15 protein-coding genes are annotated in these 14,993 nt (G+C 59.2%); 3 read left to right on the top strand and 12 right to left on the bottom strand.

The window, feature by feature from the left end:
* The first annotated feature begins 7 nt into the window (after positions 1-7).
* From argB to ACR0JA_RS18640, 3 genes are read left to right on the top strand one after another with little or no spacing between them, the layout of a single operon-like run.
* Positions 8-871, top strand: a complete 864-nt coding sequence (argB, locus tag ACR0JA_RS18650) for an acetylglutamate kinase (protein ID WP_480578351.1) — start codon at positions 8-10, stop codon at positions 869-871.
* A 20-nt stretch (positions 872-891) separates the two neighbouring features.
* Positions 892-1,575 (top strand): ferredoxin, encoded by a 684-nt coding sequence (locus ACR0JA_RS18645; protein ID WP_480578349.1) that lies wholly within the window; start codon positions 892-894, stop codon positions 1,573-1,575.
* Positions 1,572-2,069: a SixA phosphatase family protein gene (locus ACR0JA_RS18640; RefSeq protein ID WP_480578347.1), complete on the top strand. Its 498-nt coding sequence runs from the start codon at positions 1,572-1,574 to the stop codon at positions 2,067-2,069. Before ACR0JA_RS18645 ends, ACR0JA_RS18640 begins: the two co-directional genes overlap by 4 nt.
* 45 nt (positions 2,070-2,114) lie before the next feature.
* Here ACR0JA_RS18640 and ACR0JA_RS18635 read toward each other — a convergent pair whose 3' ends face one another.
* The 12 genes from ACR0JA_RS18635 to ACR0JA_RS18580 form a co-directional block, all read right to left on the bottom strand.
* The gene (locus ACR0JA_RS18635) at positions 2,115-2,906 is read right to left on the bottom strand and encodes an amino acid ABC transporter ATP-binding protein (RefSeq protein ID WP_269149813.1); all 792 of its coding nucleotides are present in this window, start codon (positions 2,904-2,906) and stop codon (positions 2,115-2,117) included.
* A gap of 12 nt (positions 2,907-2,918) precedes the next feature.
* The gene (locus tag ACR0JA_RS18630; RefSeq protein ID WP_480578345.1) at positions 2,919-4,217 is read right to left on the bottom strand and encodes an amino acid ABC transporter permease; all 1,299 of its coding nucleotides are present in this window, start codon (positions 4,215-4,217) and stop codon (positions 2,919-2,921) included.
* Between the two features lie 3 nt (positions 4,218-4,220).
* Positions 4,221-5,453, bottom strand: coding sequence for an amino acid ABC transporter permease (locus ACR0JA_RS18625; RefSeq protein ID WP_480578343.1), 1,233 nt, complete (start codon positions 5,451-5,453; stop codon positions 4,221-4,223).
* A 125-nt stretch (positions 5,454-5,578) separates the two neighbouring features.
* Entirely contained in the window at positions 5,579-6,598 is a 1,020-nt protein-coding gene (locus ACR0JA_RS18620) for an amino acid ABC transporter substrate-binding protein (protein WP_480578341.1), read from the bottom strand.
* Positions 6,599-6,802: 204 nt separating this feature from the next.
* Complete coding sequence (locus ACR0JA_RS18615) at positions 6,803-7,510, bottom strand: ATP12 family chaperone protein (RefSeq protein WP_480578339.1); 708 nt, start codon at positions 7,508-7,510, stop codon at positions 6,803-6,805.
* Between the two features lie 4 nt (positions 7,511-7,514).
* Complete coding sequence (locus ACR0JA_RS18610; RefSeq protein ID WP_480578337.1) at positions 7,515-8,186, bottom strand: HAD-IA family hydrolase; 672 nt, start codon at positions 8,184-8,186, stop codon at positions 7,515-7,517.
* Positions 8,183-9,226, bottom strand: coding sequence for an RluA family pseudouridine synthase (locus tag ACR0JA_RS18605; RefSeq protein WP_480578335.1), 1,044 nt, complete (start codon positions 9,224-9,226; stop codon positions 8,183-8,185). The genes ACR0JA_RS18610 and ACR0JA_RS18605 overlap by 4 nt, the downstream gene beginning before the upstream one ends.
* Positions 9,227-9,334: 108 nt before the next feature.
* The gene (locus ACR0JA_RS18600; protein WP_480578333.1) at positions 9,335-10,648 is read right to left on the bottom strand and encodes a replication-associated recombination protein A; all 1,314 of its coding nucleotides are present in this window, start codon (positions 10,646-10,648) and stop codon (positions 9,335-9,337) included.
* Between the two features lie 3 nt (positions 10,649-10,651).
* Entirely contained in the window at positions 10,652-12,037 is a 1,386-nt protein-coding gene (locus ACR0JA_RS18595) for a trypsin-like peptidase domain-containing protein (RefSeq protein ID WP_480578331.1), read from the bottom strand.
* Between the two features lie 76 nt (positions 12,038-12,113).
* Positions 12,114-13,169, bottom strand: coding sequence for a TauD/TfdA family dioxygenase (locus ACR0JA_RS18590; protein WP_480578329.1), 1,056 nt, complete (start codon positions 13,167-13,169; stop codon positions 12,114-12,116).
* 153 nt (positions 13,170-13,322) lie between these two features.
* A complete protein-coding gene (gene rplQ, locus ACR0JA_RS18585) occupies positions 13,323-13,742 on the bottom strand; it encodes a 50S ribosomal protein L17 (RefSeq protein ID WP_170805984.1) in 420 nt (139 codons plus the stop codon).
* 130 nt (positions 13,743-13,872) lie between these two features.
* A complete protein-coding gene (locus ACR0JA_RS18580; protein WP_010437127.1) occupies positions 13,873-14,889 on the bottom strand; it encodes a DNA-directed RNA polymerase subunit alpha in 1,017 nt (338 codons plus the stop codon).
* Positions 14,890-14,993: the final 104 nt, after the last annotated feature.

The raw sequence follows: 14,993 nt of genomic DNA, 5'->3' as shown, positions 1-14,993 counted from the left end.
AGCAGCCATGAAGACAAGAGACATGAACCGGGACTGGATCGCCACCGCCGCAACCTTGAACAGCGCCTTGCCCTATCTGCAACGCTATGATGGTGCGATCGTCGTCATCAAGCTGGGCGGGCACGCCATGGGCAGTGACGCTGCGATGGAGAGCTTTGCCCGCGATGTCGTGCTGATGCGGCAGGTCGGAGTAAACCCGGTGATCGTGCATGGCGGTGGTCCCATGATCAATGCGATGCTGGACAAGCTGGATATTCAGTCTGAATTCGTGAACGGCAAGCGCGTCACCGATCAGGCGACGGTCGAAGTGGTCGAGATGGTTCTGTCCGGCCTGGTCAACAAACGCATTGTTCAGGCGATCAACGCACAGGGCGGAACCGCAATTGGACTGTCGGGCAAGGACGCCAATCTGATGCTGTGCGATCAGGCCGATCCCTCGCTGGGATTTGTCGGCGCACCCGCACAGATGGACCCGAAAATCCTGCATGATCTGTTTGCGCATGACGTCATTCCGGTGATTGCCCCCCTCGGCGCTGGTGCCGAGGGTGAGACGTTCAACGTCAACGGTGATACCGCCGCAGGAGCGGTCGCCTCGGCGTTGAAAGCAGATCGCCTGCTGCTGCTGACGGACGTTTCGGGTGTCAAGAACGCGGCAGGCGATGTTGTTACCGAACTTACCGCCGGACAGATCCGCGAAATGACGATGGACGGAACCATCGCAGGCGGCATGATCCCGAAAACGGAAACCGCGCTTGATGCGTTGCATTCCGGCGTGCGCGCGGTTGTGATTCTGGACGGGCGCGCAGCCAACGCGGTCCTGTTGGAATTGTTCACCGACCACGGCGCAGGTTCGTTGATCCGACCTGACTGAGCATTGATGGGGGAAGCAGCATGGCAAACCAACTCGACCCCGCAACCGATGTAACCTACGCTCAAATAGAACGCGCTGTGCAGGATGCGGGTCTGATCGTTATGGGCGCGCTTCTGCCACGGCTGACAAGCGCCAAACAACTCGACGGTGGCACTCTGATCCTTGTCGGCGCTGGCCCGACCTTCTGGCCCGTTCTGAAATCGTCGGAGGAATGGCTGGACGGGCAGCCCGACCCGGTGGATAGATGGTCCACTCGTGTTGTGGGATCCCTTGCTGCCTCGTTGGGCGCACATGCGTACTTTCCCTTCGGTGGCCCGCCATACGAACCTTTCATCGACTGGGCGTTCAAGTCCGGACGGACATTCAGCAGCCCGGTGGGGGCGCTGGTGCATGACCAGGTGGGCATGATGATCTCATTTCGCGGCGCGCTGCATTTCGACGAGAAATTCGACGTCGACCACCCGCGTGCAGAGTCTCCTTGCACCACTTGCCCTGCCCCTTGCACCAGCACCTGCCCCGTGGGCGCGCTGAATGCACATGGCTTCTACGACGTCGATGCCTGCCATCGGCATTTGTCCACTGACGCAGGGCAGGTTTGCATGACCGGCGGCTGCCTTGCGCGGCTGTCCTGCCCGCTCAGCGAAGGCGCCGGACGGATGGCCGAACAATCCGCGCATCACATGAAAGCGTTCCATCCGTCATGACCCGCACCCTGATCCTGACCCGCCATGCCAAATCCAGTTGGAACAACTTCGATCTTACCGATCATGACCGCCCTCTGAACAAGCGCGGCCGCGCCTCGGCCCCGGCGATTGCGGATTGGCTGCGCGAGAACGACTGGCTGCCGGACGAAGTGCTGAGCTCATCGGCGACCCGCACGCGAGAGACCTGGGATCGGATGGGGCTACACGCGGAAAATGTCAGCTTTCGCCGTGCGCTTTACCACGCGGACGCCAACGACATGATGGCCGAATTGTCCGGTGCCAAGGGCAAGACCGTGCTGGTGCTGGGGCACAACCCGGGCATTGCCGAATTTGCCTACCGTCTGGTGCGGCAGGCGCCGCACCACGTGCGGTTCCAAGATTACCCAACCTGCGCGACGACCGTGATCCGCTTTGATATCGACGACTGGACCCATATCAAATGGCGGAGCGGCGAGGTCCTGGGCTTTGCCATCCCGCGTGAGTTGCTGGAATAGAAAAAGGCGGGACCGAAGCCCCGCCCTTGCTTGGGTGCGCTGGGATCAGTGCCCCAGGATCTGGCTGAGGAACAGCTTGGTCCGTTCGCTCTGCGGGTTGTTGAAGAACTCTTCCGGTTCGTTCTGCTCCACAATCTGGCCGGCATCCATAAAGATCACGCGGTTGGCGACCTGGCGGGCAAAGCCCATCTCGTGGGTCACGCACAACATGGTCATGCCTTCCTCGGCCAGTTCGATCATGGTGTCGAGCACCTCTTTGATCATCTCGGGGTCCAGCGCCGATGTCGGTTCATCAAACAACATGATCCGTGGCATCATGCAGAGCGAGCGGGCAATCGCCACACGCTGTTGCTGACCACCGGACAGCTGTCCCGGGTATTTCAACGCCTGATCCGGGATTTTCACCTTTTCCAAGAAATGCATCGCGCGTTCTTCGGCCTCTTTCTTGGGCGTTTTGCGCACCCAGATCGGGGCCAGCGTGCAGTTTTCCAGAATGGTCAGATGCGGGAACAGGTTGAAGTGCTGGAACACCATACCAACCTCGGACCGGATCTTGTCGATGTTCTTGAGGTCATTCGACAGCTCGGTCCCATCCACAACGATTGTACCCTGCTGGTGTTCCTCCAACGCGTTCAGGCAACGGATCAGAGTGGATTTCCCGGAACCGGACGGCCCCGCGATCACGATCCGCTCGCCCTGATTGACGGTCAGATTGATGTCACGCAGCACGTGGAACGATCCGTACCACTTGTTCATGCCGTTGATTTCGATGGCGACCTCGTCGCTCACCTGCATCTTCGAGCGGTCGATTTCGCGTTCTACTGCAAGTTCAGACATGTGTTGAACTCCTTAGTGATGATCCGTGGCAAGGCGACGCTCGAGCCACTGGGAATATTGAGAGATGCCGTAACAGACGACGAAGAACAGAAGCGCGGCAAAGCCCAGAAGCTCCCAATAGACGCCGTTCCATTCGGTTGACGCCAGGATGGGGCCCCGGATCATGCCCACCAGATCGAACATCGAAATGACCGAAACCAGTGTGGTGTCCTTGAACAGGCCAACGGCCACGTTCACGATGCCGGGGATCGAGATCTTCAGAGCCTGCGGCAGGATGATCAGCCGCATCGCCTGCGGGTAATCCAGACCCAGGCTATCTGCTGCTTCGTACTGACCACGCGGAAGCGCGGCCAGGCCGCCGCGGATCACCTCGGCGATATAGGCTGCCGAGAACATGGTAATCATGATCACGACGCGCAGGAACAAGTCGACCGTGCTGTCAGGCGGGAAGAAATAGGCCAGCATCACCGAAGCCACAAACAGCAGCGTGATCAGAGGCACACCGCGCACGAATTCGATGAAGATGACGCAGACCCACTTGATCAGCGGCATGTCTGACTGACGGCCCAGTGCCAATGCAATGCCCAGAGGGATCGACAATGACACACAGGTGACGCCCAACATCATGTTCAGCATGAAGCCGCCAAGATCACGACTGGGAACGGCGGTCAGCATGGCCCCTTCGTTGGCATCCTCGGGGATCAGAGCCCCGCCAACATTCCAGACGATCAGAGCGACAATGATCGCCCCGAAAAAGCCGGCCGCAAAGCTGTTCCGGCCAAGTTTCTGGAACACCGCACCTGCTGCGACACAGCCCACAAGCGCCACGATGGGAACCAGTATGGTGCCACCCCAGATCAGCCAGAACGCGATAAAGGGATAGAGGGCGGTGAAGATCAGCAGCTTGCGCGGCAGGTCGAAGAACAGAACCGGCGCAAATGCAACCAGCATCAGAACAAACGCCAGATTGGGGCGCCAGTAGGCCTCATCCGGGTATTTGAACCCGTAGATCAGCTGCGGCCAGCGTTCTGTCAGAACGGCGAAACAGGCCCCCGTTTTACCTGCCAAAATCTCACGGCATTCGGCCAGCGAGTTGGCATTCCAAACCCCATTCAGAATCCACGGCAGTGTGTTCTTCAAAACGAGGTAGATCAGCACCAGCGAGAGCACGGTTAGGATCGTGTTCGTCGCGCCCGAGAACAGGTTCTCGCGCAGCCATTTGACGATTCCGGTTTCGTTTGCAGGTGGCGGAGACGGAGGAATGGTGCCATCAGCCACAAATGCGATCGGGTTGGTCGTTTGATCACTCATGGCTCAGCGCTCCTTCAACTTGACGGATGCGTTGTAGATGTTCATCACCATCGAGATCAGCAGTGAAGCTGTCAGATAGAACAACATCAGCAACAGCACACATTCAATCGCGCGACCAGTCTGGTTCAGCGTGATACCGCCCAGCGTGGCGGTGATATCCGCATAGCCCACCGCAATCGCAAGCGAGGAGTTCTTGGTGATGTTCAGATACTGCGAGATCAGCGGCGGGATGATCACCCGCAAAGCCTGCGGCAGGATCACCAGATTCATGATCCGGCCCGGACGCAAACCAAGAGCAGCCGCCGCCTCGGTCTGGCCTTTCGAAATGGCCTGAATACCCGCGCGGACGTTTTCCGCGATAAAGGCACCGGTGTAGATCGACAGTGCGAACCACAATGCGATCAGAGGACCACCGACCTTGATGCCACCGCTGAAGTTAAAGCCTTTCAGTTCGGGGACATTCCAAGTCAGGCCCATCAGGAACATGAGGATCACGAACGGCACCAGCCAGACCGCCAATTTTGGCAGCAGCGTCTTTGGACGCTCACCCGTTTCCTCTTGTTTCAGTGTCGCGCGTTTTTCGATTTCCTTGGAAACAAACCAGGACCCAACCAAAACGACGAGGACCAGAACCCAGTTCAGGAAAGTTGAACTGAAGAACCCGTTGGTGAGGTCAGGACGGGGAATGTATACACCCCTGTTCGTGAACGCGAAAAGATCCAGAACCATGCTGGAGGTCGGATTGTCACCCCGGAAGGCCCGCGGCCCAGGAAGCACCGCCGTCATGATGGTGAAAATGATGATGATCCAGATCAGAACCGGAATGTTCCGGAAGATCTCGACATATACTGCCATCAGTTTCGAGACGAGCCAGTTGTTCGACAGCCGCAGGACACCGGCGATCACTCCAAAAAACGTCGCAGTGATACAGGCGAGAAACGCCACCAGCAGAGTATTCAGAAGCCCAACGACAGCCGCGCGCGCATGCGACGACTGGCTGTCGTATTCCACCAGAACCTGGTTGATATCATACCCGGCAGGATCACCCAGGAAAGAATAAGAGATGTTAAGGCCTGCGGCCCGCAGGTTCTGGATCAGGTTGTTGCCCAGATACCAGATACTAAGCGCAATAACGACGGCCGCGATCACCTGAAATGTCAGTGAGCGATAGCGGGTGTCGTTTATGAGCATAGACAACCGAAAGTCTGCTTTCGGTGGGTCAGTCATAGTTGACATATTTTGGAATCCCCGTGCTTTTCGAGCGCTACATTACCGGCGAGGTTTTCCCCGCTCTTGAGCAGCCCGTAGCATTCTGTTTAGAAAAAAGGGCGCAGGTTGCCCCGCGCCCTTTTCTGTCCATCTTAGCGGAAAGGCGGCGAATACAGCAGGCCGCCGTCGGTCCACTGAGCATTCAGACCACGCGCCAGACCGATCGGAGTTTCCTCACCGATATTCTTGGCAAAGACTTCGCCATAGTTGCCGTCTGCGGCGATCGCACGTGCGGCCCAGTCAGCGTCCAGTCCCAGCATCTCGCCCAGAGTACCTTCAACGCCCAGCAGGCGCTTGATTTCCGGGTTTGCGTCGGCATTGCCTGCCATCTCTTCGAGATTGACCGAGGTGACACCCAGCTCTTCGGCCGAGATCAGCGAGTTCAGGGTCCAACGGACAACGTCACCCCACTCGTGATCACCGTGCCGGACCAGCGGGCCCAGCGGCTCTTTCGAGATGATTTCGGGCAGAATGACGTGGTCACCGGGGTTTTCGAACGTGGCGCGGGTTGCGGCCAAGCCAGAAGCGTCGGTGGTGTAAACGTCACATGCGCCAGCCAGATACTGCTGCTGACCTTCAGCGTTTGTTTCAACCGGAACCGGTTCATAGCTGATGTTGTTTGAGCGGAAGAAATCCGCCAGGTTCAGTTCGGTCGTGGTGCCGGTCTGAACGCAAACGGTCGCACCGTCCAGTTCCTTGGCCGAGCTTACGCCCAGCGCTTTGGGCGCCAGAAAGCCCTGACCGTCATAATAGTTGATGCCTACAAATTCGAACTTCAGGTCGACGTCGCGGCTGAAGGTCCAGGTGGTGTTACGGGCCAACATGTCGATCTCACCAGAAGCCAGCGCAGTAAAGCGCGTCTTGCCGGTGGTCGGAATGAATTCAACAGCATTTGCATCGCCCAGAACGGCGGCAGCAACAGCGCGGCACAGCGAAACGTCAAAGCCTTTCCACTCGCCATTGGCGTCGGGTGCAGCAAAACCGACCAGACCGGTGGTCACACCGCAGTTCAGCTTACCGCGCGCTTTCACGTCGTCAACGGTACCCGCCGCAGCAGCGCCAGCGGCCAGACCGGCAATCGTTGCCGCGCCCAAGATTACGGATTTTTTCATTTTTACCTCTTCCTGATTTTCCACCCCGGAAGGAGCGGTTCGATCCGGCACTCCCATGCCGGAAAGGTTACCCAAAAGGTGTCTCCCCTTTAGTGGCCCGAGTTTGGGCGCATTCATCAACAAACGTCAAGGGCAGGATCAGGTAATTCGATGGGTGAAAAGCACAGGAATTTGGTGTCAGGCGCAAAAAACCGGCTGCAAGGATCAATTCGAGATGTCGAAGAAGCGTTTGGCATGCAGGAAGGCCGCCCGTTTTTTCTCGGCCACCTCTTGTGCCTCGTCATCATGGCCCCATTGTTCGATCTGCCAGATCTCATCGAGGCGCGAGATTTCCCAGATTTCGTCCGCGCTGCGCCAACCATGTGCTGCGGCAAAACCCAGAACCAGACTGCCTGACAGGCTGACAAGGTCATGAAACGCTGCAAGCTGAAACGCGTCCAGCGCATGAACTTGTTGCCGCAAGGTCTGCAATGCCGTCGCAGACTGGGGCTGATGCAGGACACCCGCCACAGCAAACAGACGGGCTTTCAGCACCTCAGCCGCCCAGTCCAGCGCCGGGTCCCAGTGTTCGGCTTGCCGCTGCTGCAAAGCTTGCGGATGGGTTGCGCGATAACACAACAGGTCGGAATCGCCATAATCGGCCAGCATATCCGCAACCTCGGGATGCTGAAGGCGCACTTTGTCGATGGCGGCGTTTGCTGACCGGGTAAAAGGCATGGTCGACGGGTCCACCACCTTTTCCTGAGCGTCCCATTCGGCGGCGACGGCCTCTGCCATGGCCTTGGTAGGGAGGAGCAAAGCCGCCTTTGCAGGTGTTTTGACCCGGCGACCATCCAACTCGACCGTATGGCCACCTTCAGCCACGACAACGGCACTTGACGTCCAAAAGCGTTTTGGTTTCCAGTCGCTCATCGTCTCATTCCCAGATCTTGCTTAGCGTCTTATGCAATTCGTCAAAGCTGTCGACCACATGCGCCGCCGAAGTCAGGGCCGCGTGGTCGTGATAGCCCCAGCTTACTCCGATCGCTGCAACCCCTGCGGCAGCGGCCATCTCCATGTCAAAGCTTGTGTCGCCGATCATCACCGCGTCAGAGGCCGTTACGCCGGTCTCGGACAGCGCTGTCTGGATCATCGAAGGGTGCGGCTTGGACGGATGGTGGTCTGCGACTTGCCGGGTTACGAAAAAAAGCGCCAAATCGTGGGCGTCCAGCAATGCGTCCAACCCGCGCTGCGACTTGCCGGTCGCCACGCCCAACAGGATTTCGGGGATCGAATGCAAGGCTTCGAGCACCTCACGCGCACCTGGATAGAGAGGTGAGCTTGCCGCCCCGTCCGCCAGTCTCTGCGCGTGGTAAGCCTCTTTATAGCCCGCAACCAGACGGGCTTGTACATCGTCAGCTTGTTCAGGAGCCAGGCGCGCAATCGCCTGCGGCAAAGACAGACCCACAATCGACAAGGTCGCCTCCCTGTCCGGTGGCGTCAGGGACAACGCGGTAAAGCTGGCTGTCATGGCCGAAACAATGCTGCCTTGGCTATCGACCAAGGTGCCATCCACATCGAACAGCACCAACCGCAAGGGTGACGTCATTGCAGGGCCTCGAACGGATCATCGGCGGCCAGATCCTCGGTCCAGCCCAGTGTATCCCAACTGTCTTTCATGTGATCCGGCAGCGGTGCCGTAATCGTAACCGGCGTATGGGTCAGCGGATGTTCAAACGACAATCGCCGCGCGTGAAGATGCAGCTTTCGGCTGATGACCCCGCCCAATTGCGCGCCCCAGCCATCGCCCAGATTTTCCTGACCCGACCCGCCGTATTTTCCGTCGCCGATGATTGGATGTCCAATCGCGGCCATATGCGCGCGCAACTGATGGGTGCGACCGGTCACCGGCTCCATCGCGACCCAAGCGGCCCGACCTGCAACCCGGTAGAGCGTGGCATACAGCGTATGCGCGCGTTTCGCGCCGGGGGTGCTGTCAACCTCGGACAGATGCACAGGGATCATCTTTTCACCCTCACCCTGTTTGCCATGTCCCGGAGCCTTGACGAGCCCGGTCTTGATCTCGCCCAGATAGGGTGTCGGCACCCCGGCAACCAGTGCCCAATAGATCTTGCGTGTATTGCGGTGCCGGAACGCTGCCGTCAGACCCTTGGCGGCCTCGCGCGTGCGCGCCATCAGCAAAACGCCCGAGGTGTCCTTGTCCAACCGGTGCACCAGTCGCGGGCTTTCGTCCAGGCCAAACCGCAAGGCTTCGGACAGGCTGTCGACATGCCGGGTCTGGCCGCTGCCACCCTGAACCGGCAGACCGTGGGGTTTGTTTAGCGCCAAGATGTGGTCGTCTCGATAGATCACGCAGGATTGGATCATCTTCGCGTCAGCGTCGGATATCCGGCGTTTGACCTCAGCAGGTTTGTGATCGGCATCGGGCAGCGGCGGCACCCGCACGACCTGCCCTGCCTCGAGCCGGGTCGAGGCCTTCACCCGGCCTCCGTCCACACGCAGCTCTCCTTTGCGGCACATCTTTTCGATGCGGCCCTGACCGACATGCGGGAACATGCGGCGCAGCCAGCGGTCCAAGCGCTGGTCGCTGTCGCCCTCTGCGACGGTGATCATCTGTACGCCACTCATGCCATTACCCCTTGTCCCGCGCGGCGGACCCGCCCGGTTTGCAACTGTGTCAGTGCCCTAGAAAACATGCGCGTCTGTCGCGCGCATCGCGCAAAGAGTCAAGCCGCGCTAATCCGTGTTCCGCTGCGCACGCAGTTTGCCAAAATAATCCAGCCGCTTTTTCAGCTCGCGCTCGAATCCGCGCTCGACCGGTTGGTAGAGAACCGGTCGCTTCATACCATCGGGGAAATAGTTCTGCCCTGAAAACCCATCCTCGGCGTCGTGGTCATAGGCATAGCCCGCGCCGTATCCCTGATCCTTCATTAACGAGGTCGGTGCGTTCAGGATATGCTTGGGTGGCGGTTCGCTGCCCGATTGCTTGGCCAACCGCACTGCAGCCTTATAGCCCACATATGCCCCGTTCGATTTGGGGGCCAGGGCCAGATAGACCAGCGCTTGCGCCAAGGCCAGTTCCCCCTCGGGCGAGCCCAAACGTTCGTATGTTTCCCACGATTGCAGGCAGATTGCCTGCGCCTGCGGATCAGCCAGCCCGATATCTTCGACCGCCATGCGGGTGATCCGCCGTGCCAGATAGCGCGGGTCCTCGCCACCCGTCAGCATCCGCGCAAACCAGTATAGCGCTGCATCGGGGTCAGACCCCCTCACTGATTTGTGCAGCGCCGATATCAGGTTGTAATGCTCGTCCCCCGATTTGTCGTATTTGGCGGCGCGGCGCATCAGCCGCGTTGACAGCGCATCCGGGTCCAGCGGTGCATCAACCTTCCACGCCGAAACCTGTTCGATCAGGTTCAGCAGCGCGCGCCCGTCCCCATCCGCCATTTCCTGCAACGCATCCCGCGCCGCAGGCGTGAGCGGCAACGCTCGGCCCAGTTCTTTTTCCGCGCGCTGGGTCAGACGTTCCAGATCCGCAAGGCTGAGCCGTTCGAGAACCAGAACCTGCGCGCGGCTAAGGACAGCTGCGTTCAGCTCGAACGAGGGGTTCTCGGTCGTGGCCCCGACAAGCAGGATCGTACCGTCCTCCATATGCGGAAGAAACCCGTCCTGCTGCGCTTTGTTGAAACGGTGAATTTCGTCGACGAACAGCAACGTCCCCTGTCCGTTCTGACGCCTGATTTTTGCGGCCTCAAAGACTTTCTTCAGGTCGGGCACACCGGTGAAAATCGCGCTGATCTGAACGAAATGCAGATCGGTTTCCTGCGCCAGAAGGCGCGCGATGGTGGTCTTGCCCACCCCCGGCGGCCCCCAGAAGATCAGGCTGGACAAGCTGCCTGATGACAGCATCACCCCAAGCGGCGCCTCGGGGCCCAGAACCTGGTCCTGCCCGATGACTTCGGCCAGTGTCTGCGGGCGCAGCCGATCCGCGAGCGGCCGATGCGGGGCCTCGGCTGGCGTGGGCGACCCGTTATCGAACAGATCAGCCATGCATCACAGCCGGAACCGCAACGAAACCGAGCGTCCGCCGCGCGACACATCCATGTTCAACCGACGGCCCGGGTCGGTCAGTGCCCTGACCACATCATGTGACCGGTCCATGTCAGCGCCATTGATGGCTATCAGCACATCACCGGCACGCAATCCAGCGCGACCGCCATAGGGTCCGGGATCAACGACAACCACACCGGTTTGCGACAGAACCAATCCCAACTGCGCGATCATCTTTGGGTTGATGCGCGCCACGGTCAGGTCTGGCATCACGGTATCTTCGCCCAGCGTTGTTTCCTCGGCCGCAGGCGTATCCGGCGCTTTGATCAGCGCCACCTTAACATCAGCGCTGTCCGAACCGCGAAGGCGCGTCAGAACAGATGTTCCGCCAACACCTGCGACGGACATGCGGAACTTCATCTCTGCCGGAGAGTTGACCTCATCCCCGTCGACATGTGTCACGACATCACCCACGCGCAGGTCGGCATCCGCCAGCGGGCTAAGCGCATGAAGGTCAGAGATGACGACACCCAGAGGGATCGCCAAACCCAGCGATTCAGCGATATCTGCGCTCATATGCTGCCCGGCCATCCCGGCCCAAGGGCTGACGAAACTGTCGTTCCCTGCCTTTGCCTGCCGCAGAAACTCGGCCACCAGATTGGCGGGGATGGCAAACCCGATCCCATTCGATCCACCGGATCGCGTCAGGATCGACGTGTTGATCCCGATCAGATCGCCATTCACATCAATCAGCGCGCCGCCGGAATTGCCCGGGTTGATCGCCGCATCGGTCTGAATGAAATACCCTCGCGCGTTGCCGGTGGCCGTTCCGGTTCGCGCCAGCCCCGAGATGATGCCCGACGATACTGTCTGACCCACCCCAAACGGGTTTCCGATAGCAAGCGCCAGCTCACCAACCTCAACACGATCCGAGTCTCGCAGGTCCAGATGCGGCAGGTCCTCTGCCTCCTCCAACCGCAGAATGGCAATGTCGCTTTCCTTGTCGCCAAGTACCACCTGTGCCGAGAACTCTCGCCGGTCCGTTGTCACCACACGTATCTCGGTGGCTGTTCCGACCACGTGATAGTTCGACACCACATAGCCGTCACCCGACAGGATCACACCTGAGCCCAGCGAGTTTTGCACCCTCTGCCGAGGTTCGCCGAACCCACGGCCGAAAAAATCCTGAAAGAACGGGTCCGAGAAGAACGGGTTCGCCCGCCCCTGACGCACAATCTTGGCATATATGTTAACGACTGCCGGGGACGCCTGTTTCACGACCGGCGCAAATCCCATAGATATCTCGGCCTGCGATTGCGGAACGCGCGTTTCGGCAGCGGCCATGGTCGCATGTGCGATTGAAAGGGCAAGAAGTGTCGCGCGGAGCATGTATACCTCAACCTGCAAAACTCAGTTGGATATGCGACTACCCGGCGGCTAATGCAAGCACGTGGTTGCTGGTTCGTCAGTCAAGCGGTGCATGCAGTCTTGTGCCTTTGGTTATGATCCCACCCCGGTTGCCGACATCAATAGCGCCATACCGCTGCCTGAACACCTCGGGCAATTCGCGGTCGCCTTCGGGCGAGAGCCACAACCGAAACAGATGGCGCCGCGCCGCAGGGTCCGGCCAATCCACAAAACTGGTCCTGTCATGCAGTTGAGAGTGATTGTAGACAAATTGCATGTCCCCGGGTTGCAGCCGCATGGTCAGGAAAAGCTCTGGATCATTGGCCAGCGCGTCGAACCTGTCCAGTGCTGCAACGTGATCCGGGGTAAGACGCATAGCCTCAGAGAACCGTTGCGCGCTGTCGATATACTGCCGCTGGTAGAACACGGTTAACCTGCCGGCATGCCAACTGAAGGGGGGGATGGTCATGAAGGGCTGCATGCCCTCGGGCACTTCACCACGTCGATCCGTAGCGATTGGATCAAACAGACGCTCCAGCAGATCAGGGCATTCTGCGCGCATGCGGTTATAGATGGTTTCGGCACTTACCAGCAGCGAATCCCCGCCTTCCCTGGCGTCGCGAAGGCAAAGCAGTCCAACGATATCGGCGCTGTCAGTGTGGAATGTCTGACGTTCATGCGTCTGGTAGATCCGGGTGTTCGGATCGTTCGCATCCGCGCCAATGTCGCGCACATGTCCCAAAATGTGCCCCTGAGCGTTCTGCGACCGCGCCGAGCCCAGATGGGCGCCAACACCACAAAAGATCGCTGCCGCCATTTCCTGCGAATACTCTTGGACCGGCAGCCCGCGGATAACTTCAAACCCGACGCCACAGATCAGCTTGTCACGGAGGCTACGCAGATGCCTGTCAAAGCTTTGTAGCGGAAACTCGGCCCTTGTGATCTCGCCAATGTCTTTGCCAAGATTCAGGTAACTGCGGGCGGCTTGCTCAAGATCGGCAATCTCTGATTGGCTCAGATCGACAATCCACTCGTCTTGACGGGCCTGCATTTCGCGGCCGGTCCAGGCCGATGGCCCGGTGAATTCAGCCGGTATGTGGGTAATTTCTGCCATCCTGTGTCCTCCGCATCCAGCGTGGCCTGTACAGGCTGGGACTTCATCAACGGATACCCCCGCGAATGGCCTGAAAGCGACACTGCCACAGCTTCAAAACAAAAAACCCCCGCGTCCGGGACGCAGGGGTTCTGACCAGAAAGCCGGGCTTTCTTATTCTTCTGCTGCTTCTTCCGCGGCAACACGCGCTTTGTCAGCTGCGCCTTTGGCATCGACGTCACGATCAACGAATTCGATGATCGCCATCGGAGCCATGTCACCATAGCGGAAACCAGCTTTCAGGATGCGGACATAGCCGCCCTGACGCTCGGCGTAGCGGGGGCCCAGAACTTCGAACAGCTTAGCGACGTCTTTGTCTTCTTTCAGCTGCGAAGCGGCCTGACGACGGGCGTGCAGGTCGCCGCGCTTGCCCAGAGTGACCAGCTTTTCGATGATCGGGCGCAGTTCTTTTGCCTTGGGCAGAGTTGTTTTGATCTGCTCATGCTCGATGAGCGAGCCAGCCATGTTCGCAAACAGAGCCTTGCGGTGCTCATGAGTACGGTTCAGGCGGCGGTAACCACGTGCGTGACGCATTTTCTAGTTCCTTCTTTCGCGTTTTGCTTTGTCTGGCCGGCGATGCGTGTCACCGGCTCTCCTTGGGGCGGAAGTGCCCATATAGTCCCCGGATAGTCCCATTTCGGGCCGGGCATTGAGGAAGACGCGTTTAGAACGCGTCTTCGAATTTTTTCGCCAGATCTTCGATGTTGTCGGGCGGCCAGTCCTCGACATCCATGCCGAGGTGCAGACCCATGCCGGACAGCACTTCTTTGATCTCGTTCAGCGACTTGCGGCCGAAGTTCGGGGTGCGCAGCATCTCGGCTTCGGTCTTCTGGATCAGGTCGCCGATGTAAACGATGTTGTCGTTCTTCAGGCAGTTTGCCGAACGAACCGACAGTTCCAGCTCGTCCACTTTCTTCAGCAGCAGCGGGTTGAACTCCAAACCATCGTCTTCGTCCTGACGGCCAGCCGATTCCGGCTCGTCGAAATTCACGAAGATCGACAGCTGGTCCTGCAGGATACGCGCAGCGAAGGCCAGAGCATCTTCGGGCGTGATCGAACCGTCGGTGTCGATCTTCAGCGTCAGCTTGTCATAGTCCAGAACCTGGCCTTCACGGGTCGGCTGAACGTCATAGGCAACCTTTTTGACCGGCGAATAGATCGCGTCGATCGGGATCAGGCCGATAGGTGCGTCTTCGGGCTTGTTCTTTTCAGCCGAGACGTAGCCCTTGCCGGTATTGACGGTCAGTTCCATGAACAGGTCGGCGCCATCGTCCAGGTGGCAGATGACGTGATCGCGGTTCAGAACCTCGATGCCAGCGCTTTCGCTGATGTCGCCTGCGGTCACAACTGCGGGACCTTTGGCATTGATCGACAGGCGCTTGGGGCCTTCGACTTCCATGCGCAGCGACACGCCTTTGAGGTTAAGGATGATGTCTGTAACGTCTTCACGCACGCCCGCGACCGAGGAGAACTCGTGCAGGACGTTGTCGATCTGAACACTGGTGATGGCCGCGCCTTGCAGGCTGCTCATCAGAACGCGGCGCAGCGCGTTGCCCAGAGTCAGACCAAAGCCACGTTCCAGCGGCTCGGCAACCAGGGTTGCCTGACGTGCAGGGTCGTTGCCCGGCTTGCCGTCAAGCTGGGTTGGCTTGATCAATTCTGCCCAATTCTTGTGGATCATGTAATCCCTCCATTCCTGTCCGCGCCCCATGACCAACAAGGTGCAGACGCCCGAGGTTCAAAATGACGTGCTGGGGCCGTGCAGATACACAGCCCCAGCTTAAT

The sequence above is a fragment of the Ruegeria sp. AM4 genome, assembly GCF_056540665.1.
The sequence above is the reverse complement of the archived record's forward strand: the minus strand, read 5'-3'. Positions and strand labels throughout refer to the sequence as shown.